We start from the raw sequence: 26,720 nt of genomic DNA, 5'->3' as shown, positions 1-26,720 counted from the left end.
CGCTTCTGCACCCACAGTGCCGACGGCGGACAGCCAGATCACAGCCCCCGCTGTAACTATGCGCGCACATGGCTGGATTACGCCCACACGGTCATCGGGAAACCGTCCCCAGCCTCAGCCTTGTCGGTGTCACAAGGCACCAAGGGAGAGGGATACCGGCGTGGACGCTCTCACGACGGCTGTGCGCACGCTTCTGGAGGATCCGGACGCATCTGTGGACGTGGAGGTCGCGACGCCTGAGGAAGCGGCGCGCGCCGTCCGGCTCTTCGATCAGGGACTGCGCAGCGGGCGTGGGGTCCACCGCAGGATGGCCGAGGGCGCGTTGCAAGGCGCCGAGACGCTCTCGACCGACCGGCTCCAGGTCCTCTCCGAGTTCGTCCAGAACTCCGACGACGCGGGAGCCGGACAGCTGCGCGTCCTGTTGCGGTCCGACGACATGCTGGTCGCCCACGACGGGGTCGGGCTACGACTGGCCGATATGCTGCCGCTCGGCATGCCCTGGCTCACCGGCAAGGCTGCCGACGCCGCGGCCACGGGCCGGTTCGGCATCGGACTGTCCACGCTGAGGGCCCTCTCGACCGTGTGGGAGGTGCACTGCCACCCCTTCCACGTGCGCTTCTCGGGGACCCAACTCGAGCCCACGCCGCCGCCCGAACTCCCCGACGGGATCTCCGGACCCGAGTGGACCGTCTTCCGTATCCCCCTGGCCCCCGGGAAGCTGACGTCGGCCCAGCTCCTCGCATGGTTCGACGAGTGGAACGACGCTTCCCTGCTCTTCCTGCGCCATCTCCGCGCTCTGGAGGTAACGGCCGGCGGGCACAGCGCCGGACTGACCCTGGCCTGGGCTGACATGGCGCGGCATCGGCTGGTGGCCCAGGGCGTGGAGCGCGAGGTGGAGGTGCGGCACGCCCGGACGACTGACGGAGCGGTGTGGCGCGTGTACACCGCGCAGGTGGAGGCGCGGCCGGAATGGGAACGGAGCCACAAGGCACTGGACGCGGTCGTGCCCGTGGGCATCGCGCTCCCCCTGGAGGGCAAGGTGACGGGCAGCGTCCATGCCGGCCTGCCCGTCGCCCCGTTGGACGTGGCGGCCCGCGTCCACACCCAGTTCGACCCCGTCGCCAGCCGCGAAGGATTTGCCGACAGCCGCCTCAACGCACAGCTTGTCCCCGTGATTGCCGACCTGTGGGAAGCCGCCGTACGCGACATCCTGGAGAGGGTGGATCACACAGCGTGGCATCTCGTTCCGCTTCCCTGCCCGTCGGGCTCCGCGTCGACGAACCTGCTCCAGGACCAGATCCGCGCCGAGCTGCTCAACCGCGCCCGGCAGTCGCTCGCTGTCAAGCTGGCCTTGCCGGTCTCGCAAGATGGTTCCTCGGTCCCGCTGTCCGATTTCGCGGTCGAGGAGGCCGCACTGTCGGGAATCCTCGACGACACCGACATCGCACGGCTGGGTGAAGCCCGGTACGCCTTGCCTGCTGGTGTCCGCGACAGCGGCGGCCGCTGGCGGAAAGTCCTCGTGGACTGGCGTACGACGGGCGCCGCGGACATGCGCGCGGAGGTCCGGGTCATGGATGCCCTCACCTTGTTCTCCGACTACGAGTGGTCTGACGTCGCGCGGCTCGTACGGCTTGCCGCAGTCGCCCTCGAAACGGGTTACGAGCATGCGCTGGCCGGCCGGACCTGCCTGGTCACCGCCGATGGGCGTCGGCTTGGGCCGCAACCCGCGGAGAGCGCGTTCGCCGACGCGTCCGGCGGGGCCAACGGCCCCTTGGATGTGCTGGGCGTCGTTCTGGACCTGCATCCCGCCTATGCGGAGGACAACGTCTGGGCGAAGACCGTCACTGCGTGGCTGCGTCGGCGGGACTGTCTGGTGCGCCGCGACGACACGGCAGCCGTGCTGAAGATTGTCTCCCGGCTCGGAAAAGCCGGTGGACGACTTGCCGACGGCGACGAGGCAACGGAGGCCGCCCGGCTCATCGCCTTGCAGCAGGCGCTCGGCGAAATGCCCAAGAAGCAACGCGACTCGCTCGGTCCGGGCATCGGACGGGCCATCCTCCTCAATGGCTTCGCCTATGACAAGGACGGGATCGAACAGTCCCACCGTGTGAAGCCCGGCGCCGCCTACCTGCCCCAGGCATTGGAGAGCGCTGACGGAGACCGGTTCGAGGTCGCGGCACGCAAGACTCCCGGTCTCATCTGGGTGCGTCGCTCCTACGCGCGATCACTGCTCTCCGCCGCCCAGGCAGGCGGTCTGAGCAGAACGGCCTTCCTGCGGCTGCTGGGCGTGGCAGACGCCCCCCGGCTCACTCCGGTGCGCGAGGTCTATTACCGAGCGGACACCAAGACGTACCCGGGAGATCCCCGTCTCGGCCTCGGACGGGACTGCAGATGGTCCGTCACGGGCCGGTGGTCGCAGATGCTAGTCAAGGGAGCCGACCACACCCTGGACGACCTGACCAGCAGCGACCTCGTCGCCGTGGTCAAGAACATCGCGGCCGAGCAGAACGTGGGCGAGCGACGCCGCCGCACAGCCGCCCTGCTACGCACCCTGACCGCACTGTTGACCAGTTCGGACCAGGCCGTCGTCCCAATGGCCCGAGGCCACTACAAGTGGAACGTCAGGGGTGAAACGGCGGCCATCTGGGTGTGGCAGCTGCGGGAGACTGCCTGGCTGGAAGACAGCCACGGCCGACTCAAGCCGCCGGCCGACCTCACCCTGCGTACACCGGATACGGTAGCCCTGTATGGGCCGGATGATCCCGGATACCTGCACCCAGCGATCCACCAGGCCCTGGCTACCCGCACGGAGGTCCTCACCGCACTCGGTGTCTCCGGCAATCCCGACGTCCCGCGCCTGATGGAGCGGCTGCGGGAACTTCGCGACCGCGCCGACGGCAACACCAATACTCATGGCGACGTGCCGGACAGCCTGAGGGCTGAGGCGCTGCTGGTCTATCAATCCCTGGCCCGGCGTCTGACGCACCGTTCGGCAGATGCACCCCAGGCTGCGGTCGAGAAGCAGATTCGCAACGAGTTCCTGTACGAGGACCTCGTCCTGACCGACCAGGGCTGGATGAAGCCCGGCTCGTGCTTCCGGGGACCTGCCATCCTGCGCGGGTTCCGTCCCTTCGCCCTGACCGGGATGGACGTCGACCCTCTATGGCAGGCGCTGGGCATACCTGAACCCGGGCTCGATGACCTCGTCGACGTGCTGAAGGAGATGTCCGGGACCGGTGCCGCCCCCGACGCCGAGGACGAAAGAGTCATGCTCGATGCTCTGCGTCGCCTGCGGGACATGATCTCCTCCGACGACAAGCCGATGCCGCCGGGGCTGCAGAGCAGGCTGCGCAATCTGCCGCTGTGGACCACGGCCGGCTGGGTCAAAGGCAAGGGTCGATCGGTGTTCGCCGTGGCCGACGCAGGGGTCGAGCGAGCCCTGACGGGCCGTCTGCCGCTGTGGAAGCCGGGAGGGAACGTACAACAGTTCACGGCACTGTTCAAACGGCTGCGTGTCACGCCCCTGGACGTCGCGGGTGCCCAGGTCACGTACGAGACCGGAGACGCGAACGCGGCCGAGGGCGCACTCCTCAACCAGCCGGTCGACGCGAGCGTCACCGAGGACTTCCGGCGGGGAGTCGCCGCGCTCCAGGACCTTCTGGTGCGCGACGAGCCCGAAACGGCGGAGGCTTTCACCGGCTGGACCTGGCCGGCGGACCTGGAAGTCCGGCAGCTCCCCGGCCTGCAGATCCGCATCGATCCGGGAGCCACCCACGAGCCCATCACGCTCCCCGCCGACGCGCAGATCGACCGCGGCCGCAACACGCTGTTCCTGGACTCGCACGCGGCGCTGACCACCAAGTCGGGAGCGGGAGCGGCGATCGCCGCGCACTTCGCGGAAGCACGCTCGCGCGTGGGCCACACCTGGCGGGACGTTTGGGAAGAACGCCTGGTGGAGGCGGAGGCCGGGACAGCGCTCACATCGGCAGCACAGCGAGACCGCGAGGAGCGGCAACGGCTCGCCGAAGAACTACGCCGGCGTGCACAGCTGGCCCCTGTGGCTCCCACCGCGCCGACGCCGAATGTGAAGACCACCCCTCAGCGGAACAACAACACCAGCCCGGCTGTCCCCACTGGCCCGATCGGTTTCATCCTGCCGCCACGAACCGGTTCAGCGCCCGTGTCCGGAAGCCCCGGGCTTGGCAACCAGTCCGGTCCGCAGCACGCGCCGGTCGCGCGCCCCCTAGTGGACGCGGTCGTCTTCGGCGTGCTGCCCGGCAAGGTCACCCGCACTGGAGTGCCGTCCACACCGGGCAGTAGCCCTGCCCGGACACCGGGGGCGGGGAGACCTGCGCACCGCCGACACAGCACCCCACTCCCCCAGCCCAGGCCCGGAGGCGCCCCGCCCAGCAGCAAGGCTTCACCCCTCGGCTACGAAGACCACGACAAGGAGGAGCTCGTCATCCAGGCGCTCCGCCGGATCCTGCGAGACCAGGGTGTCGAGCTGGACGACCAGCGGGGTGCGTCGGGCGTGGGCGCCGACGCATATGACTCGACCGGACGCTACTACGAGATCAAGGCCCACGGACGTGCCGTCCCGAGCGAGCTGTCACTTACGCGTTCGGAGTTCGTACGGGCCTGGACCGAGCGTGAAAACTACACGCTCGTGATCGCTTCGCACTTGGAGAAGGGCGCCGACAATCCGACCCTCCGCCTGGTGAACGACCCTGTGCACCGCTTCGAAGTCGAACCGCCAACGGACGTCCGCCTTAAGGGCGTACGGGACCTGTCAGTGGAATCGACCATGTACGAGTGGCCCGGCACGAAGTGACACCCCTGGTTTGTCAGTGGGGCATGTCAGTGTGCGGCCTAGCTGCCAACTGCACTGTGCTTGAGGAGGGGTGTGCGTGAGGCGCACGTTCGTAGAGTTGTTTCGTGCTGCGATGAACGATGTGGATGCGAGACCATATCCGTACCAGGAGCGGCTTGCTGCGGAGGGCCTGCCGGAGTTGCTGCGGGTTCCCACAGGGGCGGGTAAGACAGCGGCTGGGGTTCTGCCCTGGTTGTGGCGCCGCCTGGAGCATCCAGATACCGCAGTGCGCGCCGGTGAGGCCCGGTGGTTGGTGTTCGTTCTGCCGCTGCGGTCGTTGGTCGAGCAGACGGCGGCCGTGGTACGGGAGTGGACTGCCAACGCTGGCCTAGCCGGGGCGGTGGGGGTCCATGTCTTCATGGGGGGCGAGGGCCGCGACGATGACGCGTGGCGTATGGATCCGTCGCCGACCGCGGTGTTCGTCGGAACGCAGGACATGTTGCTGTCCCGGTTGTTGATGCGCGGGTATGGGGAGTCGCGTGCGCAATGGCCGGTGTCGTTCGGGCTGCTTCACAACGGTGTGCAGTTCGTCTTTGACGAGACGCAGCTGATGGGACCCGGGCTGCCGACGTCTGCGCAGCTGCAGGGGTTGCGGGAGAAGTTGGGTACGGGCGCGCCGTCGCGGTCGATGTGGATGTCGGCGACGCTTGCGCCGCAAGAGGTGTGCACGCCCGACCACCGCGAGGTGCGAGGTGTGGTGGAACTGGGGGAAGACGACCGGGTCGGTGGCCTGGCCGTGCGGTTGAACGCGGTGCGGCAGGTTGAGCGGGTGGAGGTGCCCGAGCTGGCGGCGGCCTACCCGGCGGGAGTCGCGCAGGTCCTGGTCGCGCGTCACGTGCCGGGGACGCGGACGATCGCTGTGTTCAACACGGTAGAACGCGCCGTGGCGGTTCAGGCGGCGTTGGCCAAACTCGTTCGTAGGGGCGGACCGGAAGTGGTGCTGTTGCATTCCCGTTTTCGGCCACCCGAGCGGGAGGGGCTGATGGACGAGCTCAAGGCTCCGTTGTCTGCAGCAGGTCAGATCGTGATCAGCACGCAGGTCCTGGAAGCCGGCGTCGATCTCTCATCTCGCGTGCTGTTCACCGAGGCCGCTCTGTTTTCCTCGGTGGTGCAACGGGCCGGCCGGTGTAACCGCGCCGGTGAGTTCCCGGAAGGCGCCAACCTGCTGTGGGCCACGCCTCCCTCCGGACGGGGCCAGTACGCACCGTATGAGCAGGAGGACGTCGAGACGGCGGTGGAGGCGCTCACCTCGTTGGAGGGAACCTGGGTGACTTCGACGAGGCTCCAGGAGATGCCCGTCGTCTCCAAGCCCGTTGTCCACCCGGTCCTGCGGCGCCGTGATCTGCTGCAATTGTTCGACACCATGCCGGACCTGAGCGGTGCGGACATCGACGTCTCCCAGTGGATCAGGGACGGCCAGGACACTACGGCCCTGGTGGCGTGGCGTGACTTGGCGGACGGCAGGCCGGGCGAGCGTGAGACATTTCCTGCCCGCGAGGAGTTGTGCCCTGCGCCGATCCGGGACCTCAAGACGATCGTGAAGGACTCTCTGGGCCCGTTGTGGGTCCTGGACGCGGCGGAAGGCACCTGGCGGCGTGCCCAGTTCACGGACATCCGGCCCGGCGCCGTGCTGCTGACCTCCACCGCCTCGGGCTGGTACGACTCGAAGCTCGGGTGGGGCCTGAAGCACCGAGGCCCGGTGACCTCCCGCGTCCGGACCGGGAGGGTTCCGGACGGCATGAGCAAGGACGATGCCTCCTGCGTCGACCGATGGGTAGACCTGATCGAGCATCTGGAGGACGTCGAACGGGAAGTCGGGCTGCTGGCAGGGAGCTTGGCTCCATTGGACGGGCTGTCCGCCGGACACCTGAAGGCCGCTCGGTTGGCCGGTCGCTATCACGACCTGGGCAAGGCGCACTCCGTGTTCGCCAACACGATCCGCCGCAGTTGTCCCGAAGGCGAGCAGCCGCCGGGCGAAGGACCCTGGGCGAAATCGCGTCACCAGATGGGCCGGCACGAGCGCAAGTACTTCCGGCACGAACTGATCAGTGCGCTGACACTGTTGCATCCGGACAGCACCCTCCTGGCCGGCAACGAGTACTCAGACTTGATCGCTTACCTTGCGGCAGCGCACCACGGCAAGGTGCGGGTGTCGGTGCGTTCCATGCCGGGCGAGGCCGAACGCGTGCCGCCCCGGGTTCTGGGCGTCGAACCGGCGGAGGAGGTCGGCCCGGTCGAGCTGCCGGGCGGGAAGGTGCTCCCGCGCATCGTCGTCGACCCGTCCGTGCTCTTTCTTGGCGGAGGTCCCCAAGAAGCTCCCTCCTGGACGCAGCGGACCTCCCAACTTCTATCCCAGCTGGGGCCGTTTCGCCTGGCCTTGCTGGAGGCACTCGTGCGTGTCGCGGACTGGCGGGCCAGCCAGGCGTACCGCACACCGCAGATTGCGCAGGACCAAGCCATCGCGCCGGACGAGCAGCCGTCGGCCGCCCCGCTTCCGATTCCCGCACCGGCGGGTGCATTCGAGCAGGAGGTGCTGTGGTGAGTATCCAGATTCCGCTGCGCGGATTGCGCGCCACGACACTGGGCGGCTACCTCAGTGCCCTCGGCCTGCTGCGCATTTTGGCGACCCAGCATGACACCACCACACGACTACGCTGGGCAGACGACCTTCCCGTCCTCACCAGCGCATCCAGCATCGATGAGCTGACCACGTGGCTCGTCAGCTGTTACAAACCAAGCCCCATCGTCTCCCCGTGGAACGCCGGATCGGGGTTCGCCGGCAACGGCAAGAGCGTGGAAGCCGAAAGAGCCCTGGCCCAGATCGAAAACAGCCACGATCCACGCCTGACGGTACTGCGAGAGGCCATCGCCGCAGGCCGCGAAGTCGTGGCTGAAGGGCGTGCGCGCGGCTGGGCGGGTGAGAGCCTGTGGGCCAAACAGCACAAGCAATCCGTGATCAGCCTCTGCCGCAACGCCTTCCCCGATGAGGCACTGCCCTGGATCGACGTGGCTGCCGTCCTCAGCGGCCCGGATGTCCACTTCAACCCGGTGGCCGGCACGGGCGGCAACTTCGGCCGCCAGGAGCTGTCCGCCACCTACCTCCAGCATCTCGCCCTGGTCCTCAGCCCCAAAGCCGACCACATCCATGCCGCCGCATGGGTACGCGCCGCCCTGACCGGGGCCGAAGACATCCCGTACAGGCGAGGAGCCGTCGGCCAGTTCGACCCCGGCCGCGCTGGAGGAGTCCTGGCCTCCATCTGGGGTGAACCCGACAAGCAAGGCTTTGTCAACCCCTGGCGCACCATTCTGACCTGCGAGGGACTGCTACTGTTCGCCAGTGCCGCGGTCCGCCGCAACGCTGCCGAGCCGGGGGCGGCCTGGCCGTTCAGCGTTCACGCCACCCCCATCGGGCACCCCACCGCCTCGGCCGGGGAGACTGCCAAGGGCGAGATCTGGGCACCTTTGTGGGAGCGCCCCGCCAACCTCGCCGAACTCGAACAGCTCTTCGGTGAGGGCCGGGCCCGGTGGGCCGGGGCCCAGGCCAAAGACGGCCTGCTGTTCGCCCTGGCCATCTCCGCCCTCGGCGTCGACCGCAATCTGGCCGCCTTCCGCCGCTTCGTCATCGTCGAACGCCTCGGCCAAAACCCCATCGCCATCCGGGCCCCCGACGTCCCCGTCGCCCTACGCGACGAGCACACCCTGCTCGCAGAGCCGTACGTGTGGCTGACCCGGCTGCGCCGCAAAGACAAGATCCCCGCAGGAGTGGCCGCCCTGCTGCGCCAGTGTGATCAAGCCCTGTTCGCCGCCATCACCGGCAGCGATACCACCGCCATGACCCGCTTCGTGATCTCCTTCGGCCACCTGCACGAGGCGGTCGCCCGCTCCGGACGCCTCCGAGAGGACATCGCCCCCTACCAGCCGCGCCAAGCCCGCACCTGGGATGCCCCGCCCGGCATTGCCGGCCAACTGGAGTTGCAGTTGGCCTCCGCTCTGGCCTCCCTCGCCGAGACCCGCAGCGATCTCAGGATTCCCGCGCTGCGGCCGCTGCTGACCCGGGTGGCACGCAGCAGGGACCATCTGGTGTGGGCCGATAGCCCCGCCACAGGCACCGAACTCCTCGGCTCCACCCTCGCGCAGGCACTCGCCCAGGCCCACCGCCTGTGCCTGCAGACCCTCAAAGCCGCAGTCAATGACACGGAGCCACCCGCCGCGGAATTCCCTGCCGGGCAGACCGTGGCGCTCCCGGTCCTCGAAAGCTTCATGGACGGGGAGTGCGATGACGAGTTGACCGCCAACTACCTGCGCGGCCTGATGGCCCTGGGCTGGACCACCAGCCAGCCAGCTCCGGCACACCACGGTCGCGCACTGAACCCGGTGCTGTCCGTGCTGCTGCCGTTCTTCGCCACCGGCCCGTTCCGGCTGGTCTCCACCTGGGGACCGGATCCCGTCACCTTCACCGCCACGCTGCGCCCGCGCCCCGACTGGATCGCCCGCCTGATCGCTGCCGGCCCCGCCGGGGTTCTCGATGACGCCCTGCTGCGGCTGCAACTCGCCGGATGCCGGCCGTTGGTCGGCCGCCCACCGGACCGCGCGGACGCCGTGGCTGTGCACCACACCGACGGCACCCGCTTGGCCGCCGCACTCCTGATGCGCGTCCGTACTCGCGACCGCACCAAGGCGCTGAGCGCCGCGACCGCAACCTGCCCCGACAAGGTCTCCCCCGTCACCACCTGAAGACCGTGCATGTGAAAGGACACTCCGTGATCACCACCGATCTCCACCGCATCCGCTTCGAGGTCCCCCTGCGCCCGGCCTTCGGGTCGACCTTCCAGCCCACCGGCTTCCCCGACATCGGTGCCGGCACCTTCGACACCTTTGCCGACGACGGCAGCACCACCCCGTCCCTCCTGGTGGAGTCCGTGCAGTCCATGGCCAACCGGCTGGAGGCCACCGCTTGGGACCACGGCGCCCAGCAGCCCGTCGACCACATCGCCGACCTGCCCTACATCCGGGTCCACCGCGCCAGTGTCCCCGAAGAATTCCTGACCTCCAGCCGCCTCGAGGCCCACCGGATCGCCTCCGCCTTCGTCCGCGAAGCCACCCTCGACGGCACCAAAATGCTCGACCTCATCACCAGCCGACTGGGGCTGGAAAACGACAAGCCGCTCAACTTCCCGGCCATGGCCGACGCGCTCATGGGCCTGGACCCCTTCGTGCTCCTGCATGGCACCTTCTTCAACAACAAGGCGTGGTGGGGCCAGCCACGATTCACCCGTGCTGTCTCCGCCGTCATCGAAGCCCACGACGTCCGCCGCGCCGTCAGCGGCGGACGCAAGAGCGACAGCGTCCGGCACGCCCTCGGCGACCAGAGCGAAGGGGCCGGCGGCACCAGCGAAGGCTACGGATCCGTCCCCTTCCACCGCGTGGAATGGACCGCACGCGGAATCCGCGCGATGTTCGCCATCGACACCGCCCTGCTGCGCTCCTACGGACTCGGCGAACCCCGCACCGCACTCCTCACCACGCTGGCCCTGTGGGAGATCCGCAGCTTCCTCGACGGCGGCCTGCGGCTGCGCACCGCCTGCGACCTCGAACCCGTCGCCAAGCCCACCGGAAACGCCGGCGACCTGCCCGAACGCGACGAACTCACCGCCCGGATCGCCGAACTCCTCCCGAAGGTCACCGCCGATCTTCCCACCCACGGCGCCCTTACCGTGCTGTGGAACGGCGCAAAGCCCAAGAAGAAGACCGCAGGCGGCGCCCAGTGATCACCCTTGCCCTGCACTTCCCCTGGAAGCGATACCACGCCACCCCCTGGGGACACTTCGTCAACGAAGGCGCCGTCGAACTACCCCCCTCACTCTGGCGCATCCTGCGCGCCCTCTACTCCACCTGGAAAGAACGCCGCCCCGACCTGGACGCCGACCAAGTCCACCAGGTCCTCACCCGCCTGTCCTCCCCGCCCACCTACCGCATCCCGCCACACCACCTCAGCCATAGCCGCCACTACTTCCCCGACAGCACCCATCGCTCCGGCAGCAGCGCAGGCACCGACCTCGCCCTGGACGCCTTCGCCGCCCTAGGCGGTGACGCAACCATCTACGTCCAATGGCCCGGCGACCTCACCACCGACCAGACCAAGACGCTGGCCCAGCTCGCCGAATCCCTGCCTTACCTCGGCCGCGCGGACAGCATCGTCGAAGCCCGCCTGCTCACCAGCGCCGACGACATCCCCACCGACACCCACACCCCAGCCGTCCAGCTCAACGACGATGACCTCGCCCCCAACGGGTGGACAAACCTCGAACTCCTCGCACCCACCATCCCCTTGGACCTCGACGGGCTCACCATGCGCCCCACCGACGTCCGAACCCGCTCACTGCTCTACCCACCCGGCAGCCGGCTCCTGTCCTACGCGACACCCGTCAGCCACCCCCATGCACCGCCACCAGCGCACCGGCCCAGGGCCAAACGCAAGACGGAGAAGATCACGGCGGTCCGGCTCACCATCAACGGCCCCGCACTTCCCCCACTCACCCAGACCCTGCCGCTCACCGACACACTCCGATCCCGCTGCATCAAGCCCCTGACCCCCGGCAACAGCAGGCAGGCCCCGCGCCACAGCAACCTCGCCGGCAAGGCCGCCGACGGCACGCCCCTCACCGGCCACCACCACGCCCACTTCCTGCCCTGGGACACCAACCACGACCGCCGCATCGACGAAATCATCATCTGGACCCCCGGAGGACTCGACACCGAGGAACTCGACGCCATCCACCAGGCCACCACCGGAACCATCGGCGTCCCGGAAGGCGTCCCGGGCCCACGCCGCCTCCACCTCCGCATCACCGCCTACGGCGCAGCAACCGACGTCCTCCCCGCCGAATGGACCAAACCCGCCACCCGCTACACCAGCCTCACCCCCTTCATCCCAACGCGGCACCCCAAGAAACGCCAGACACTTACCGAGTTCTTCACCGCCGAAGCGGCCCGCGAACTCGCCCACCGCCAACACCCCACCCCAGCCCAGAGCAAGCTTCTTCAAGGCGACTGGCCGCTCTACACCCAGCACCGCTGGACAAAACGCGAGACCCGCAACGACAACCGACCCAGCCGAGGACTCCATCTCACCTTTGACGAACCCCTCAGCGGGCCACTCGCCCTCGGCCGGTACAGTCACTTCGGCCTGGGGCTCCTTTTCCCCACCCCTACTTCGGAACCGCAAGCACACCAGCGACACGCGGAACGCGCCGAAGCGTAATGCCCGAAATCGCCACACTTGTCCACGCCGGAGAGCGACACAACTACCACGCCGGACACAGAACCCGCAGCTCACGCACCCTATCCGCGGCCTACCAGGCCGCGGCTCCATCGCAGGATCGAGACCGGCGGCATCGCGCGTCTGTGGGGCGGCCTGTCCGCGGCCTACCGGGCCGCGGCTCCATCGCAGCTACTCGATGAGAATCCGCAAATCTCTGAGAACCAGACTGTCCGCGGCCTGTCCGGCCGCGGCCCCATCGCAGGCAGGAGCAGAAGGTCGCCGTGCTCCCGCACTGGGCACTGTCCGTGGCCTGCTTGGTTGCGGCCCTATCGCAGGACGCAGAGGATGACCCCGGTACGGTGCGCGGTCGGTACTGTCCGCGGACTGCTTGGCCGCGGCCCCATCGCAGCTCTTCTTTCCACGCGCTGACGCGGATGTGGCCGATCCTGTCCGCGGCCTACCAGGCCGCAGCTCCATCGCAGGAACACCACCAACGCAGGCATGTCCGGGGCGATGTCCTGTCCGCGGCTTACCAAGCCGCAGCTCCATCGCAAGAACGAGGACTTGGGCGTCTGGGACGACGAGGAACTCTGTCCGCGGCCACCCGGCCGCGGCCCCATCGCAGGTCGTCTGGGCTCCCGTTCTCCGCGGCGTGCCAGTGCTGTCCGTGGCCCGCCTGGCCGCGGCCCCATCGCAGCATAGGCTTCGAGATGTCCAACCAGGAACAGGGGGATCTGCCCATGGCCTTCCCGGCCACGGCCCCGTCGCAGTCCAAAGCCCGGCTCTCCATTCTGAAGCGTGCCCTCACCTGTCCGCGGTTTTCCCGGTCGCGACCCCATCGCAGGAAGGTCGGGTACTTGGTCAGCTCGGGAATCCTCGGCCTGTCCGCCGTCTGTCCGGCCGCGGCCCCATCGCAGAGCGTGGAAGGCTCTGGAGGAGTCGACCGGCCTGCCGGCTGTCCGCGGCCCCATCGCAGGACCACCCGTCCGCTGTGGCAGCGCCAGCTCGCCCTCTACCTACGGCCTGTCTGGCTGCGACCCCATCGCAGGGACCTGGACCAGGTAGACATGTGTTCTATCGCCGGGTCTGCCCGTGGCCTCGAGGCCGGGGTCCCATCGCAGGAGCTTGAACGTGGCGCTTGCGTTACGGTTGGGGAACCATCTGTGGCCTGCCGGGCCGCGGCCCCATCGCAGGACGTTGATCACGTCACCAACGCCGCCGGTGAAATTCTGTCTGCGGCCTGCCCGGCCGCGGCCCCACCGCAGGTCTTCCGCCTGCGCCACCTTGTGGGCGTTGTCCTTCTGTCCGCAGCCTGCCGGGTCGAAGACCCATCGCAGAAAGTACGGCGTGTACTGGCGCCACCCGAACTCCACACTGTCCGCGGCCTGCCCGGCAGCGGCCCCATCGCAGGGTGCAGGTCCAGATGGACCCGCAGTACGAGGACGGCGCTGTCCGTGGCCTGGCCGGCCGCGGCCCCATCGCAGGAAGCTGTCGTACCGCCTGATCTGGCTGCTCGACAAGGGCTGTCCGTGGTCTGCCTGGCCGCGGCCCCATCGCAGCGCCCACGTGCTCCCGCTCCGGCTGACCATGCCCTGCTGTCCGCGGCCTGCCCGGCAGCGGCTCCATCGCAGGACCGGGGATTGCAAGGTCCTCGACAAGACAATGGTCCCTGTCTGCGACCTATCCGGCCGCAGCCCCGTCGCAGGTACTTCCCTGTCATTCCCGAGGACGGTGACGGTGAGTTGTCCGCGGTATACCGAGCTACGGTCCCGTGGCAGGTGTGGCACCCTGTCCACCGCCGGTACGAAGTTGGCCTGTCCCTCGCCTGCCAAGCCGCGGCTCCATAGCAGGTGCGTAGTCGTGTTCATCCCTCCCTCCCGTTACACAATGTCCGTGGCCTGCCTGGCCGCGACCCCATCGCAGGATGCGGCGCTGATCCATAATGATGCCCAGCTTGCCCCTGTCCGTGGCCTCCCTAGTCGCGGCCTCATCGCAGGACGTCTCCCGGGACGCACACCATGTGCCCTTAGGCGCTGTCCGCGGCCTGTTGACGCCGCGGCCCCATCGCAGGCAGGAGAACCTGGTCCTGCTACTGGCCGAGGCTTACTGCCTGCGGCCTGCCCGGGCGCGGCCCCATCGCAGGTACGGGCTTTGCCCACGCTGAAAAATAAGCGAACATTCGTGCGCATCACTCAAGTCCCCTTCCAGCAGCTTGAGGGCGGTCTCAAGGCCGATGACCACGATCGGTCCGCTGCCAGACGAGCACCGAATCGTCTCGCGCGCTACGTCGTGTGGCGATCACCTGCCAACCGAGCGTAAGACCGACAGGTCCCACCGCATTCCCCTGGCCAGTCGTAGGATCTTGGCATCACGGTCCCTGGGGGGACCTCATCCAGTACTACGGGAACCGCTTTTAGGAGATCGCTGCCATCCCACGGCATCCTCACCCGTCGGCCCCCTGCGAAGGTGCGTTCGGCGGATTATGAACGTCTCGGCCTCAGGGATGTGGCCGACGTTCTGTCGACGGTGATGGGCTCTCAGCTGACAAGGGCAGGCTGCACTGTCTTCAATGGCGTCGTGGCCACGCCCATACCCCCCCGCCCCCGCCCGCCTCCCTGGAGGTGATCTCGGGTAGCGCTGCGCTGGACGAAGTTCTGGCGTGTCTACGCGCACGGCGGCCGGTGTTCCATTCCGAGGCCGATCTCCAGCACAGTTTCGCCCTCGCCGTGGGCGAGGTTGCGCCGGAGGTCAGGTGCCGTCTCGAGGTCCCAGTGCGCGGGAGCGACGCCTCGGAGTACCTGGACCTACTGTGCCTGGGGCCTGCGGGCCGTACGGCAATCGAATGCAAATACGTGACCCGGCAGTGGTCGGGTACCGCCGGGACGCCTCCCGAAGAGTACGCCTTGCGCGGACACAATGCGCCGGACGTCGCGCGTAGGGACTTCCTGCGGGACGTAGGAAGTCTGGGACACTTCTGCGACCGCGAGGACCAGACCGGACTGGCCCTGCTCATTACAAATGAGGCCGCCCTGTGGCGCCCCAGGCAACACAGGATGCCCACCAGGGACGAGGAGTTCCGGATCCACCACGGCCGCGAACTGAGCGGCACCTCGCTCTGGGCCGGCGGTTCCTTCCTGGATAACACCCGAGTGCTGCGGGGCGCCTACATGCTCACCTGGCGTCCCTACACCCAACTGGAGGACTCATGTCACGAGTTCCACTGCCTCGCGGTGTTCATCACTCCGAACCCAGCGCAGCCCCAGCCGCCGCACGAGGCGTGACCAGCAGACTGCCTCGCATGTCATTGACCATGGGAATCTGCCTTGGGGGAAGGCATTGGACCGCCCATTTCAGGGACCGTCAGATTTGGATCTCACCCTGTTCACGTCGGTGAACTGCCTGCGGAGATCGCGATGATCCGCGCCGACCAGATCAATGAGGCGTACGACCGCGTCCAGGCCAACGACGTCCGCTACCGCTTCGTGATCGACACGGCCACCGTCTGGCCGGCCACCAAATGTCACGGATAGGTACAGCGGGCCTCGGCCAGCGGCGGCAACCAGTCAGTTTGGATCCTTGTGGATGGACCCCGCTTCTCGTCAAGGACGGCTAGTGTCCGAAGCTACTCCGCGTGAGTGGGAGGTGAAACCGGGGATCCGAACAGGACGGCCAATGCGCCAAGCTTCCCCGGACCAGCCACCCGTGCGGGCCAGTGCTCCGGGGCCCGCCGTCGATCTCCGCCCACCGGTCAGCCAGCACACGCGGCGCGCCACCCTGCTGCGCCCACAGGGCCTTCAGGCGGGCCACCTCTCCCGCCCTCCCGGCCCAAGGGCCGAGGAGCCGGCTCAGATCAGGCAGGACTCCACGGTGCTGGCCTATCGGCGGTTGTCGCCAATGATTTCGAGGTAGCGGGCATAGTAGACGTCAGATTTCTCCCGATTCCGGATCAGGGTGCCCTCCTCCACCCGGTAGGTGCGGTCCGGATCGCCCTTGAAGGAGAGCCAGTTGAAGGAGGTGGTCACCCAGGCATCGTCGAAGAGGAGGATCTTGGCATGGTTGCTCTTGAGGCGCGCCACATGCAGCTTCTCGGGGTATCGCACAGCGAGGTTGTTCAGCCTTCTGATGGCATTCGGGTCGGTCCTATTCTCGCTATCGTCATAGCCGTAGGCGATGTCGACCTTCACACCACGCTGCAGTCGGCGTTCCAGTTTGCCGACGAACGCCGTGGTGACGATCGCGCCGGTGATCCACGGTGAGATGATCAGGATGCGTTTCCGGGCGCTGGTGAGGGCTTCGTCGAGGAGCTCCGGGTGCTCGAAGACACCGATTGCTCGAATCTCCTCTGCCTGCGACTCTAGGGCCTTCGGCTCTGCGGGGAGGGGTGCCGGGGAGTTGAGCTGGACGGCGGCCTGCTCTGCGCGTTTCTGAGTGACCTCCTGCAGGGGGATCCGGGCCTCTTCTAGGTCCGGTTCCAGCAGGGGGCGCTCAGGCTCGGGCTCTACGTTGATGCCGAGGCCCTTGGCGCCGCCGAAGCCGATCAGTTCGATCTCATGGCGGTCGCTCAGTTCGCCGTCGATGACGACACCGAGCTCGATGTCAGCGCGTTCAGCGTCCGCGTAGACGAGGAGCTTGACCGGCAGGACATGACGGGTCCGGGTCTGGACGATGCTTTTGACCTGCAGGACTTCGCGGGTGGTGGTGCCGTTCTCCTGAAGTAGGGAGGTGATCTCCTCGGGGGTCACCTCGCCGTCCTCGACGGGACCGGAACGCGCGGCAGGCAGCATGATCATTCCGGCTTCGGTGGCCACGTCCCGGGCGATGGTGCTGCGGCGGCTGTAAGGGGAGGCCCGCCACAACATCTGGTCGAAGACGAGGGACTGGCTGACCCGGACCGGGACGATGGCAGCCGCCTTCGTCGCGGTGAATCGGCCCTTCTCGGTCAAACGCAGCCGCGGAACGGGCGCTGTGCCGGGCACGGGAGCAGTCCAGCGCAGGTCGTCGGAGCCGAAAAGGACCGCCACGGTCTGGTTCACCATAGCGACGTCCAGGCCGAGGAACCCCGCGATGGATTCCGGTGTTCTCTCCCCTTGCTCGACGAGCCGCAGGACGTACTCCTCCAGCAGGGGGATGTCCTTGCTGTCCTGGGCGAGGACCTCGGCGGTGATGCGGGCGACGGGCAGGGCCGCGTCGACGATGCCGACGAGGTCGAAGCCGGTGCGGGCATTTCCGAAGCGGACGGCCAGTAGGCTGTCCTCACTGAACGTTGACATCGCGGATCTCGCAGTCTTCCGGGTGGCTGCTCATATAGTCGAGGACGTTACGCAGGGCGCCGGGTTTACTGCGGCAGAAGCCGGCGTCCCCGACGATGATCAGCCCGAAGCGGGCGCGGGAGAGAGCGACGTTGATGCGCCGCCAGTAGGGCTGCCCCAGGAACCCGAACCGGCCGTCGGAGTTGCTGCGGGTCACGCAGAAGACCGCGAGGTCGCACTCGCGACCCTGCACGGCATCCACGGAGAGCACCTCGGGCGTGAAGTGCCTCAGCTTCTTCTTGGCCAGCTGCTTCTTGAGAGTTTCGACCTGACGGCCGTAGGGCGCGATGACCAGAACCTCCAAGGGCTTGCCGCCGGGAGGCTGGACCACCCCCTTCCCGATCGCATGGTCGATGACCTCCAGACGCTTCTCTGCGATCTGCGCTTCAAGCCGGTTGGAGACGCTGGTCTCGGTGCCTGATCGCTCCGTCTCACGCCGCCCCGGATGAAAGCTGGTGTCCATCCAGAGCACAGGCCGGTTGATGCCCCTGTACCCCGGTAGCTCGTGCGGATTGGGAGAGAGCAGTCCGTTGTCGTAGAAGCAGCTGCTGATCATGTTGCCGATGGCAGGAGTCATCCGGTACTGCTCGCGCAGCAGGTGCTTGACCGGCAGCTGCGTATTGTCCGCCAGGTGCTGGAACAGCGTCGTCTGCACGATCTCCGGGGTCAGCTGGTGGTCTTCCATGGCCTTGCCATTGCGCAGCAGGTCCTCGTCGATCGGCGGGAGCTGCTTGGTGTCCCCCACCAGCACCCACCGCTTCGCACGGGCCAGCGGGACCAGCGCCTCGGTCGCGGTCGCCTTCGAGGCCTCGTCGAAGATGCACAGGTCGAAGTCCAGGGAACGTGCTGCCGGATGCCCCAAGAAGCCCAGGGCCGTGCCGCCCACCACATTCCGGGTCCGCAAGAAACTGGCGATCAGGTGCGGGTCGCTGCCGATCCGCTTGAGCCATTCGCCCTGCAAGCGCAGCAGCCGCATGAGGTCCTGGCCAAGACCATCTGTCGGAAACAGAGCCTCCACGGCGTCCCGGCACTCCCGCGCGGTCACGGTCTCGCGCAGGGTGAGGTCACCGTCCAGGGCACTCTGGATCTCGGCGACCAGGGCCGCTCGCTGTTCGAGGAGTGTCTCCCGGCGGGCGCCGACGGTGACCGCTTCCTCTCCCAGTTCCCGCGCGGAGGTGGTGCGGTCGGGCAAAGGCTGAGCAGTCAGTTCCACGAGGCGGTCCTCAACGTGCGCGAGGTCGGTGGCGACGGCGGCCGCCTCCTCCAGTAGGAGTGCCGCCTTCAGGTGCCGTGCCTCCAGCTTCTGCCGGATCGCGACCGCTTCCAGGTGCCTCTCCGCCCGGGCCCGAACGCTCTGCGTCCATCTCTTGACCTGCCGGTCCAACAGCAGCGCTTGCGCGGCGGGATCGATACGCGGATCGTCTGGGCGCCCCAGACGCACCAGGCCGTCGATACCCGCCTCCTCCAGACGGCGCAACGCGTTGTCGATGGCGATGTGGGTCTGGCTGACGATGAGAATTCGTGCGTCCGGCTTGCGGCTGAGGGTCTGCTCAACGATCTCCGCGATCACCGTGGTCTTACCAGTGCCAGGCGGCCCCTCAACCAGGACCAGGTCCTGCGTCCCCAGCGCGCGCACGACGACATCCCGTTTGCTCTGGTCAAGGTCGGCGCGGACCCAGGAGGTGACCTCGACCGGAGGCAGGACCGGCATCTCCTGCGGATTCTCGATGATCTTGCCCAGATGAGGGTTACTGCTCTGCTCGGCGGCGACCGCGGACAGCGCGTCGCGCTGCCGGTTGATGGCGCTCTGGCTGGGGCCGAGAAAGGGCAGCAAGTAACCGCGGCGCGGCAGCGCCGTCTTGGCACGAGTCATCCGGAGCTGGACGGTGTCCTCGGTCCGACTGGTGACGACACCACGGTCGATGGGCCGACTGTAGGGGTATTCCACGACCGACCACTCGTCGCCGATCTCCATCACCGTTTCGGTGGCGCCCAGACGGAAGGACCGCGTGTATGAGGTGCCCTCCGTCCTGTCGTAGGCGACGGGCTGCCGCCCGTTCGCCGCGATCTCCTCGCGGGCCTCCAGGACGTGCCGCCAGCCATCGAAGAGGTCCCCGAGGTTCTGCCGCCGGTCTTCGCGACCCTTCTCCTCGCGGGCCTCGACATGCGTGTTGAGGACCGCCAGCAGCACGTTCAGCCCGCGGTTGGCCGGGTCCTCGCCCGGATCGTAGAAGGTCCAGCTCAGAATCGGATCAAGCTTGAGTGCAGCCTCCCGGCGCTTCGCCAGCCATTCCTCCGGCCGCTCTTCTGCGGACACGATGACGCACCGGTCGGAGTTGTTGTCGTCGCCGGCCATGCGCAGGAACAGCTTCCGGCCGAAGACCCGCACCGTCCCGGTGTCGACCTCTTTCGTGGCCGGATTCCAGCCGTAGTCGACATGCACCGTGCCCGAGATGTCGGACATCACCTCCGACTTGGCGCGCGCCATGACCTGGTCGAGGCCCAGTTCCTCGCCTTCCGGCACGGTAACGAGCTTCTCTGCGGCGTTCTTGGTCATCTTCAGCCACACCGAGTTGCGCTGCCGCGCGTCACGGTTGCCGCACCGTCGCTCCGCCTCCAGCAGTTGGTGCTCCAGGACGATGGCGTTGGCCGGCCTCTTCTGCGGTTCGAGGTCGATGCAGGACTTTAAAATCGCGCGGACATCGGTGTCCATCTCTAGCTCGTCCAGCGCGGACAGCAGCCCGGGGTAGTCGCGGGCCTTGCTGTTGGACAAGACCTGGATGGCCAGGACGGCGTACGCGTAGACGTCCCTGACCATGCCGACGCTGCTCTTCTCCAATGGCTTGTACAGGCTTGAACCGTAGTCAGCGACCGTGTGGTCTGTCGCGGACGCCGCCGCCGTCTCCACGACCTTAGCAATCCCGAAGTCGGCGAGCTTGACCGTGCCGTCACTGGTCAAAAGGACGTTTCCGGGCTTAATGTCCCGGTGCTCCACCCGCTGCTCGTGAGCGTAGGCGAGAGCAGATGCCAACGGTCGCCCGATCCGAGCGAAGTAGGCCGGCCAGTCCAGCGCACGGCCCCCGCTCATCTCGTCCTTCAGACTCCTGTCGACCCACTCCAAAACGATGAAGTACTGCTCCAGCCCTTCGTCCCAGCCCGAATCCAGCATCCGCACGATGTTCGGATGGGTCAGCGCCCGCAACGAGGCGGTCTCACGGTCGAGGAAAATCCGTGTGCTCTCCTCGTCGTCGCGCCGCTTGAGCAGCTTCACCGCCGCGTACGCGCCCTCCGGGCTCAAGACATCCACTGCCTTGCGTACCTCGGACATACCGCCCTGGCGCTTCTCCGCCTGCGGCAGCAGATGAAACCGCCCATTGATCATGCCGGTCACACGCGGCTCCTCACCCATCAACTGCCGTACAATTTTGCGTCCTTGACTATCCTTTCAGTAGATCATCGCCTCCGGGTCGACTTCGTCCACATAGCGGCACGGAAACGACCCATCGGGTACGAGCCGGCACCACCCATCCGCCACCGCGTGCGCGGCACTACACGGCCCCGCCGCCGCCCCTGGCTGACATCCAAGAGCACGCGCGAACAGTGTCCACAGGTGCTCCACGAAGCAGGGACATGTAGGCCGTGCACAGCCGGCGGACCAACTGGCCTCTGCCCAGGGCCACCGAGGCCAATATGCGGACCAGTCCCGGACCAACTTGGTTGCGCATTTGAGCGTTCGACCCATTGCCGCAGGTCAGAGGGGGATAGGCCCGTGTACCACCAAGAGACGAAAGGACATTCTTTGTTCTTACAGCCCTCAGAAGCTTGGCTTCTTCTAGAACCTGAAGGCGGGTTGCCTGGAAGCATCATCGCGCTCCAGGCAACCCGACATAGCGGGCCTCGAAGGGGGCTCCCCCGCCGGACCAGTTGCAGACCAAATAGCGCCGAGGGACATCACCCCACGAGCCACCGGCTCACGAGCGCGGCCACCCGCCGGTACCCGTAAGCAGCGCCCGAACCGCCGGCAGCACTGCGAGACATGAAGGAGACTGCCCTTTCAGGGCTGGCCCGGCCTGAGCAGCGGTTCGGAGGCGGTGACGTCCACGGCGACCGGTCCCTGTCACGGACGATCACCCCCAGTGCTCCTCTCGGTACCGCAGGAGACCCTCACCATGTAGCTGCTTGGTGGCGTTACCAACCCGGACCCAGAAGTCGGTGGCCGCGCTGCCGCCTTTGGCGGGCCTGGCGAAGACGGCCTTGCCGGCCGCGGCTACGCTGACCTGGCAGACGACACGGTCGGCCACCTCGGGAAAACTGATCCGCACGGTGGTCGCGGTCGGGGCCGACAGGTTGTCATCGAGGACCTGGCGTACGAACAGTTCGTAGCCATCGGGGTCGGCCTGCTTCGGCAGGGTGGACAGATCGTTCTCGATTCCGAGTACGGTCCCGTCGTCACCGACGCCGACGAACAGGTTGCCACCCTCCCCGTTGAGGAAGCCGCAGACCGTCTTGACGAGATTGTTCTGCAGGGACTTGTCGTACTCACCGGTGTGCACGTTCCAACGGGCACTCGCCTTGAACTCGGTGCTCTGGGACTCACCGGCGGCGATCAAATCGGCCGCCGTGGTGGGCACGTACGTAGGACTGTCCGCGCTGAGCGCCTCGAACGCCTCCCGTACCACTTGGGCGATCAGCCGGCGGCGTCGTTCCAGGAAGGCCGAGTAGTCGAGCTGCTCCCAGCCGACCGGCAGCGCGTGCCACAGAATCTGCCGCCTGACCACCTCCGGGTCCATCGCCTCGGTGATCCTCGGCCAGTAGACGTGAGGAGCGTCGGTGTTGCCCTTCTCACTTGCCGGCCACGAGACATATGCCATGTTGGCGATGGCGTTGACTTGGCGCTTGTCTGTGATACCAAGACGCTCGAGGGTCTCGGAGCAGAACAGACGGTCCCGGGGAACCTTCCGGGCGGGCCTGGCCGCCGGATCCATCAGGTCGCGGATGCGCTGGTCGCCGAAGAGCAACCCGGCGTTCAGGATGTTCAACGCAGCCTGGTAGGCGAACACCACCGGGGAGTACGACGACGTGCTGTCGAGCCTGTTCGGCAGCGAGATGTCCCAGTAGTCACCGGTGAAGTGTGCGGAGATGATCCGGGCGAGCTCCGCGGCGAACGCCCGCCCGTCACCCTGCGGCAGGCCACCGATCCGCCCCAGGTCGAACTCCATTTGTGATTCGGGGGAGTTGGAGTAACGCCCGGTAGTGTGCGCCATGAAGAACCAGCGTGCGATGACCGGACGGAGTTCTTCTGTCGACAGCCCGAAGTCGTGCCGTCCGATCAGCCACAGCGCGTAGCTGTACAGCAGGGCGGTGTCAGAGGTGATCATCTTGCGGCTACGGAAGCCTGCCGCGGTGATGCACTGGAAGAACTCGTGCCAGCTGGTCAGATCGAGGACCTGCGTGTGCGCCTGCGCCAGCCGCTCGAACTGTTCCTGGCGCCGCTCGGCGGAGACCTTTCCGGTCTCGAAGTCCTTGCCTCGCAGCACGTTGTATACGTGCTGGAGCCGGGCACGCCGGAAGGCCACGGCAACAGCGACGCGCAGGAGCTGGTCCGGGCTGGGGTCCAGGAACGGGTTGCGCGGGTTCGGTCCGGGAAGTCCCGCGACCACCGCAGCCCGGCAGAAGTCCTCCAGTTGACGTCGGCCCTTCTCCCAGTGCACCGACATCAAGGTGAGGATGAAGTCGGACTGGTTGAGCTTCACCCCCTGGAAGTTGATACGGACGAAGATCTCCGCGACCTGCTCCTCGTCGGCTGCGGCATCCAACTCCACCACCTGGAAACGGAAGTCGTGCAGACCCCGGACCCGGTCAATCCGCTCCTCCAACTCGTCCCTCGTCGCGGTCGGCAGGGGCTCGCCTGCGGCCTGTTCGAGCCGGTGGAAGAACTCCCTGACGGCGCCACGGTGGCCGCCTTGGGCCCAGAGCTTGGTGATGTCCGGGATGTAGGCGGTGTCCCGCTCGATTGCCGCGTCTGTGACCTCGAACGTCTGGTCCTGCGGGTGGAAGGCGATCCGCATAGTGACCTCGTCGAAGGACTTGTTGACGACCTTGCGCCCGGTGAGTACGGCGAATAATGCGGTGAGCCGCTGCTGCCCGTCTACGACCAGCCGTTGGGGCGCCCGGTCGCCCGTTCCCGTCCCGATCTGCCGGGTCCCCACCTCGGCTCCGGTCTCCCAGAACATCAAGGTGCCGATCGGGTAGCCGCGGTACATCGAGTCGAGGAGATCGCGGGTCTTCGTCGCGGACCAGACGAACGGCCGCTGGATGTCAGGAAGCCCGATTCTTCCACCCTCGATGTCCTCGATCAGATGCCGAAGGGTGTAACCCGTGTCGCGGTAGAGAGTGGGTGGCACGGCGCGGGCTCCTCACGTCGGCGGGTCATGGAGGGCGGATGCTTCGGTTGCTTCAGCGCTTGAGACAACCAGAGAAACCAGAGAACGAGGACAGCATCAGAGATCTACCACGTGAGCTGCTCTTGTTGCAGCAGAGTTGAGGTGCCGACGGCTGACCGCTGACCGCCAATCAAACAGGGCGACATCGTCGTCGATGGGCGTCGGGCTGATCTCCGCGGCCGAGCAAGCCACGGCGCTACGCCGGGCCGGCACATCATCGGCAGCGGCCGCGCCGCATAGGCGGACCGGCCTCGACCGGCCCGGAGCAGGATCACGCCCTCCATCCGCCGCTACAACACCTGGGCCTGGATCCAGAAAGACCTACAGCATCAACTGGACGCCCTCCCGATCACCTCTGGCCCGCCGCAGGACACGCCTCACCCTGTTCGACACTTCCCACTCCGGGGACAGCACACCTAGGGGCTCGCGACCCCACGCCGAACCGCACGAGGTTCAGGCAGCCAACCACCTACTTGTCCGGTTCCGGTCGCCTCCAGCCACTGGCAGTGCAGCCGAGACACGGTCCGGCGGGTGCCCATCGGACCAATTCCGGACCAGCCACCGCCCGAATCGCCTGCAGGCACCACCTGCCCAGGTCAAGGTGCATACAAGTGGTGCACTACCAGCAGACCAAGAACCTGCTGATCTCAGCACCGAATCAGGCCGCTTCCCACAAGCCTGCATCCAAAATGCGAGCCGCCTTCGCGATGCTCCCAGGCATCAGGTGCCGGTAGGTCCGATACGTCTCCTCAATGGACTTGTGCCCCATCCATTCGGCCACGTCGGTGATCGGTTTTCCGTTCCCGAGCGCGTTCGAGGCGAAGTAGTGCCGGAAGCCGTACATGCCGACACCGTCCTCCACGGGGAGGACCTTGAAGAGCTTCTACACACGGCGGCGTTCCATCGGTTCCGTGTAGTAGCCGCTTGGGCCGCGCAGGAGATAGCCATCCTGCGTGGTGCCGTGCTTCTCCTCGTACCGCTCGATAGCTTCCCGCACCGAGCGCGGAAGGGGAAACCTCCCGGAACTCCCCCGCCTTGCGGTGCTTCAGCTTCGCCGGCTTGTGCGTGTTGGAGTGAATCTGCTCATGCACCCGGTAGACGTCATCCGCCACGACGTTGTTGACGTTCACTGCCCGGGCTTCCCCGTTTCGCAAGCCGCAACCCACCATCATGACGATCTCAAGCGCGAGATACTCATCAGCGGCAGTCAGCGCCTTCTTCACGTAGGCGAGGGGCGGGATGACCACCTTCTGCCGGACGTACTCCGGTTCCTGGACCCCCTTCACAGGATCGTCCGCCATGACCCCCTTGCCATAGGCGTCCCGCAAGATCGCCTTCAGAGTGCGGAAGATGTTCACCTGGTTTCCGCGGCCCACCCCATCGGCCTCCAAGTCATCCAGGAAACGCTCGACCACGATCGGCGTGACCGAGTTCAGCTTTCTTGATCCGAGACGGGGAATGATGTGCACGTTGATGGAGCTGTCGACGTGCCAGCCCGTGGAGTACTCCGTCATCCTCCGCTGCCGCGGCCGCCACTGCTTCGCGTATTCCGCGACCGTCTGCTGACCGAGTTCCCGGCGAGCCTCGGCAACGGACAGCGCCGTCTTCTTTTTCTCCGCGTAGATCTGCGTAAGGCGCTCGATCGCGTCGTCCTGCGTGCCGAAACCAGCCTCTTCACGCTGCTTGCCGAGAGCGTCCCGGAACCGAATCGTGTACGGGTGCGGGCAACGGGTTGGCCTGGAACAACCGCACTCCTTGAAGAACGATCCCATCCCACGGGCAAGCTGTCGAGCCACGCATCAAGCCTTCCGAGCAGGGCGATGAGCGGCGCAGGAGGCCCCTGCCGTAGGCGCAGGTCAGCAAGCCGGACACCGTCCGGCCCGATGCTGACCTTTTGCTGACCCGGAGGCGGCAATCAGGGATCTGACCTGCGGAAACACCCAAACGCTAGATCTTGGACTTGAACATGGTGCGCAGCATGTCGGACTCCCGAAAGACGGCTCCCTGCCTGCTTGTGCAGGTCAAGGGCGGTCTCCGCAGCGTACAACCATTCGTGTGTCCGGTCAGCCGTCGCCAGGTGTTCCGGGACTCACACTGATCCATTGCCGACTTGCCTGACGCCCCGTCGGCTGACCTGGGGAGGGCTCCGCCTACTCTCGCCGGCCCCTCAGGAGCGTCCATGCCGTCCTCCGGCCCCGGTGCCTCGCGTCGACACCTCGTCAGGGGGTACACGCGACTGGAGCAGGACTCGGCCAGGGACCACGGAAGGTGTGCGCAGGTGGACGAATCATCGGTCAGGGCGGTGGGTTGGGCGCGGTCCCTTCCGATGAGCAGCGACGTGAAGGCCGCGAGGGACTGGTCCCGCGAGCGTCTGAAGGTGCTCGGCTGGACGGAGACCGCTCCGCAGACGGTCGACGCGGTGCTCCTGACCGTTTCGGAACTGGTCACCAACGCCCACGTCCACGCTCACAGCAACGCGCAGTTGGTGTTGACGTGGGACACGCGTTGCCTGCACGTCGCGGTCCACGACGCCTCGAGCCACCTGCCCACCCCGCGCCCGCCGAGCGCCGAACGGCTCGGCGGGCGGGGCATCCTCCTGGTCGACGCCCTCGCCGACAGTTGGGAAGCGCGCCCCTGCCCCTACGGCAAGACCGTCGTCGCCTGCTTCCATCCGCCCCACGCGTCCCGGCCGGACGGCCGTCAGACGTAGCCCGCCCGCCGCGTCGCACGGCGCCCTCGTCTGCCGCGGAGGGGACCGTGGCAGAGCCGGACTCGTCGGCGAGATCTCGACCATCTGCTGACGGGCGGACGGTGAGGCCAAGTACACGCCTCGCGGC

10 protein-coding genes and 1 pseudogene are annotated in these 26,720 nt (G+C 67.2%); 7 read left to right on the top strand and 4 right to left on the bottom strand.

Annotated elements, in window-relative coordinates; translation table 11 throughout:
- The first annotated feature begins 160 nt into the window (after positions 1 to 160).
- From ACZ56V_RS19405 to ACZ56V_RS19380, 6 genes are all read left to right on the top strand, one after another.
- Positions 161 to 4,831 carry an ATP-binding protein gene (locus ACZ56V_RS19405; RefSeq protein ID WP_468943729.1) on the top strand — a complete coding sequence of 1,557 codons (4,671 nt, stop codon included), beginning with the start codon at positions 161 to 163 and terminating at the stop codon, positions 4,829 to 4,831.
- A gap of 76 nt (positions 4,832 to 4,907) precedes the next feature.
- A complete protein-coding gene (cas3g, locus tag ACZ56V_RS19400; RefSeq protein WP_468943726.1) occupies positions 4,908 to 7,412 on the top strand; it encodes a type I-G CRISPR-associated helicase/endonuclease Cas3g in 2,505 nt (834 codons plus the stop codon).
- Positions 7,409 to 9,604, top strand: a complete 2,196-nt coding sequence (gene cas8g1, locus ACZ56V_RS19395; RefSeq protein WP_468943724.1) for a type I-G CRISPR-associated protein Cas8g1/Csx17 — start codon at positions 7,409 to 7,411, stop codon at positions 9,602 to 9,604. The genes cas3g and cas8g1 overlap by 4 nt, the downstream gene beginning before the upstream one ends.
- Before the next feature lie 26 nt (positions 9,605 to 9,630).
- The gene (cas7g, locus tag ACZ56V_RS19390; RefSeq protein ID WP_468943721.1) at positions 9,631 to 10,638 is read left to right on the top strand and encodes a type I-G CRISPR-associated RAMP protein Csb1/Cas7g; all 1,008 of its coding nucleotides are present in this window, start codon (positions 9,631 to 9,633) and stop codon (positions 10,636 to 10,638) included.
- Positions 10,635 to 12,131, top strand: coding sequence for a type I-G CRISPR-associated protein Csb2 (gene csb2 / locus ACZ56V_RS19385; RefSeq protein WP_468943718.1), 1,497 nt, complete (start codon positions 10,635 to 10,637; stop codon positions 12,129 to 12,131). The genes cas7g and csb2 overlap by 4 nt, the downstream gene beginning before the upstream one ends.
- A gap of 3,053 nt (positions 12,132 to 15,184) precedes the next feature.
- Positions 15,185 to 15,412, top strand: coding sequence for a hypothetical protein (locus tag ACZ56V_RS19380; RefSeq protein WP_468943715.1), 228 nt, complete (start codon positions 15,185 to 15,187; stop codon positions 15,410 to 15,412).
- A gap of 594 nt (positions 15,413 to 16,006) precedes the next feature.
- On the opposite strand, the gene ACZ56V_RS19375 is transcribed toward ACZ56V_RS19380, so the two are convergent.
- The 4 genes and pseudogenes from ACZ56V_RS19375 to ACZ56V_RS19360 form a co-directional block, all read right to left on the bottom strand.
- Positions 16,007 to 17,401: a phospholipase D-like domain-containing protein gene (locus ACZ56V_RS19375; RefSeq protein WP_356369518.1), complete on the bottom strand. Its 1,395-nt coding sequence runs from the start codon at positions 17,399 to 17,401 to the stop codon at positions 16,007 to 16,009.
- The gene (locus ACZ56V_RS19370) at positions 17,385 to 20,822 is read right to left on the bottom strand and encodes an AAA domain-containing protein (RefSeq protein ID WP_468944106.1); all 3,438 of its coding nucleotides are present in this window, start codon (positions 20,820 to 20,822) and stop codon (positions 17,385 to 17,387) included. Before ACZ56V_RS19370 ends, ACZ56V_RS19375 begins: the two co-directional genes overlap by 17 nt.
- A 745-nt stretch (positions 20,823 to 21,567) precedes the next feature.
- A complete protein-coding gene (locus ACZ56V_RS19365) occupies positions 21,568 to 23,844 on the bottom strand; it encodes a GmrSD restriction endonuclease domain-containing protein (RefSeq protein WP_356369521.1) in 2,277 nt (758 codons plus the stop codon).
- 697 nt (positions 23,845 to 24,541) lie between these two features.
- A pseudogene (locus ACZ56V_RS19360) lies at positions 24,542 to 25,655 on the bottom strand (tyrosine-type recombinase/integrase).
- Positions 25,656 to 26,209: 554 nt separating this feature from the next.
- On the opposite strand from ACZ56V_RS19360, the gene ACZ56V_RS19355 reads away from it, so the two are divergent.
- Entirely contained in the window at positions 26,210 to 26,593 is a 384-nt protein-coding gene (locus tag ACZ56V_RS19355) for an ATP-binding protein (RefSeq protein WP_468943712.1), read from the top strand.
- The last annotated feature ends 127 nt before the right edge of the window (positions 26,594 to 26,720 follow it).

Source organism: Streptomyces sp. NPDC034099, from assembly GCF_055575415.1.
The sequence above is the reverse complement of the archived record's forward strand: the minus strand, read 5'-3'. Positions and strand labels throughout refer to the sequence as shown.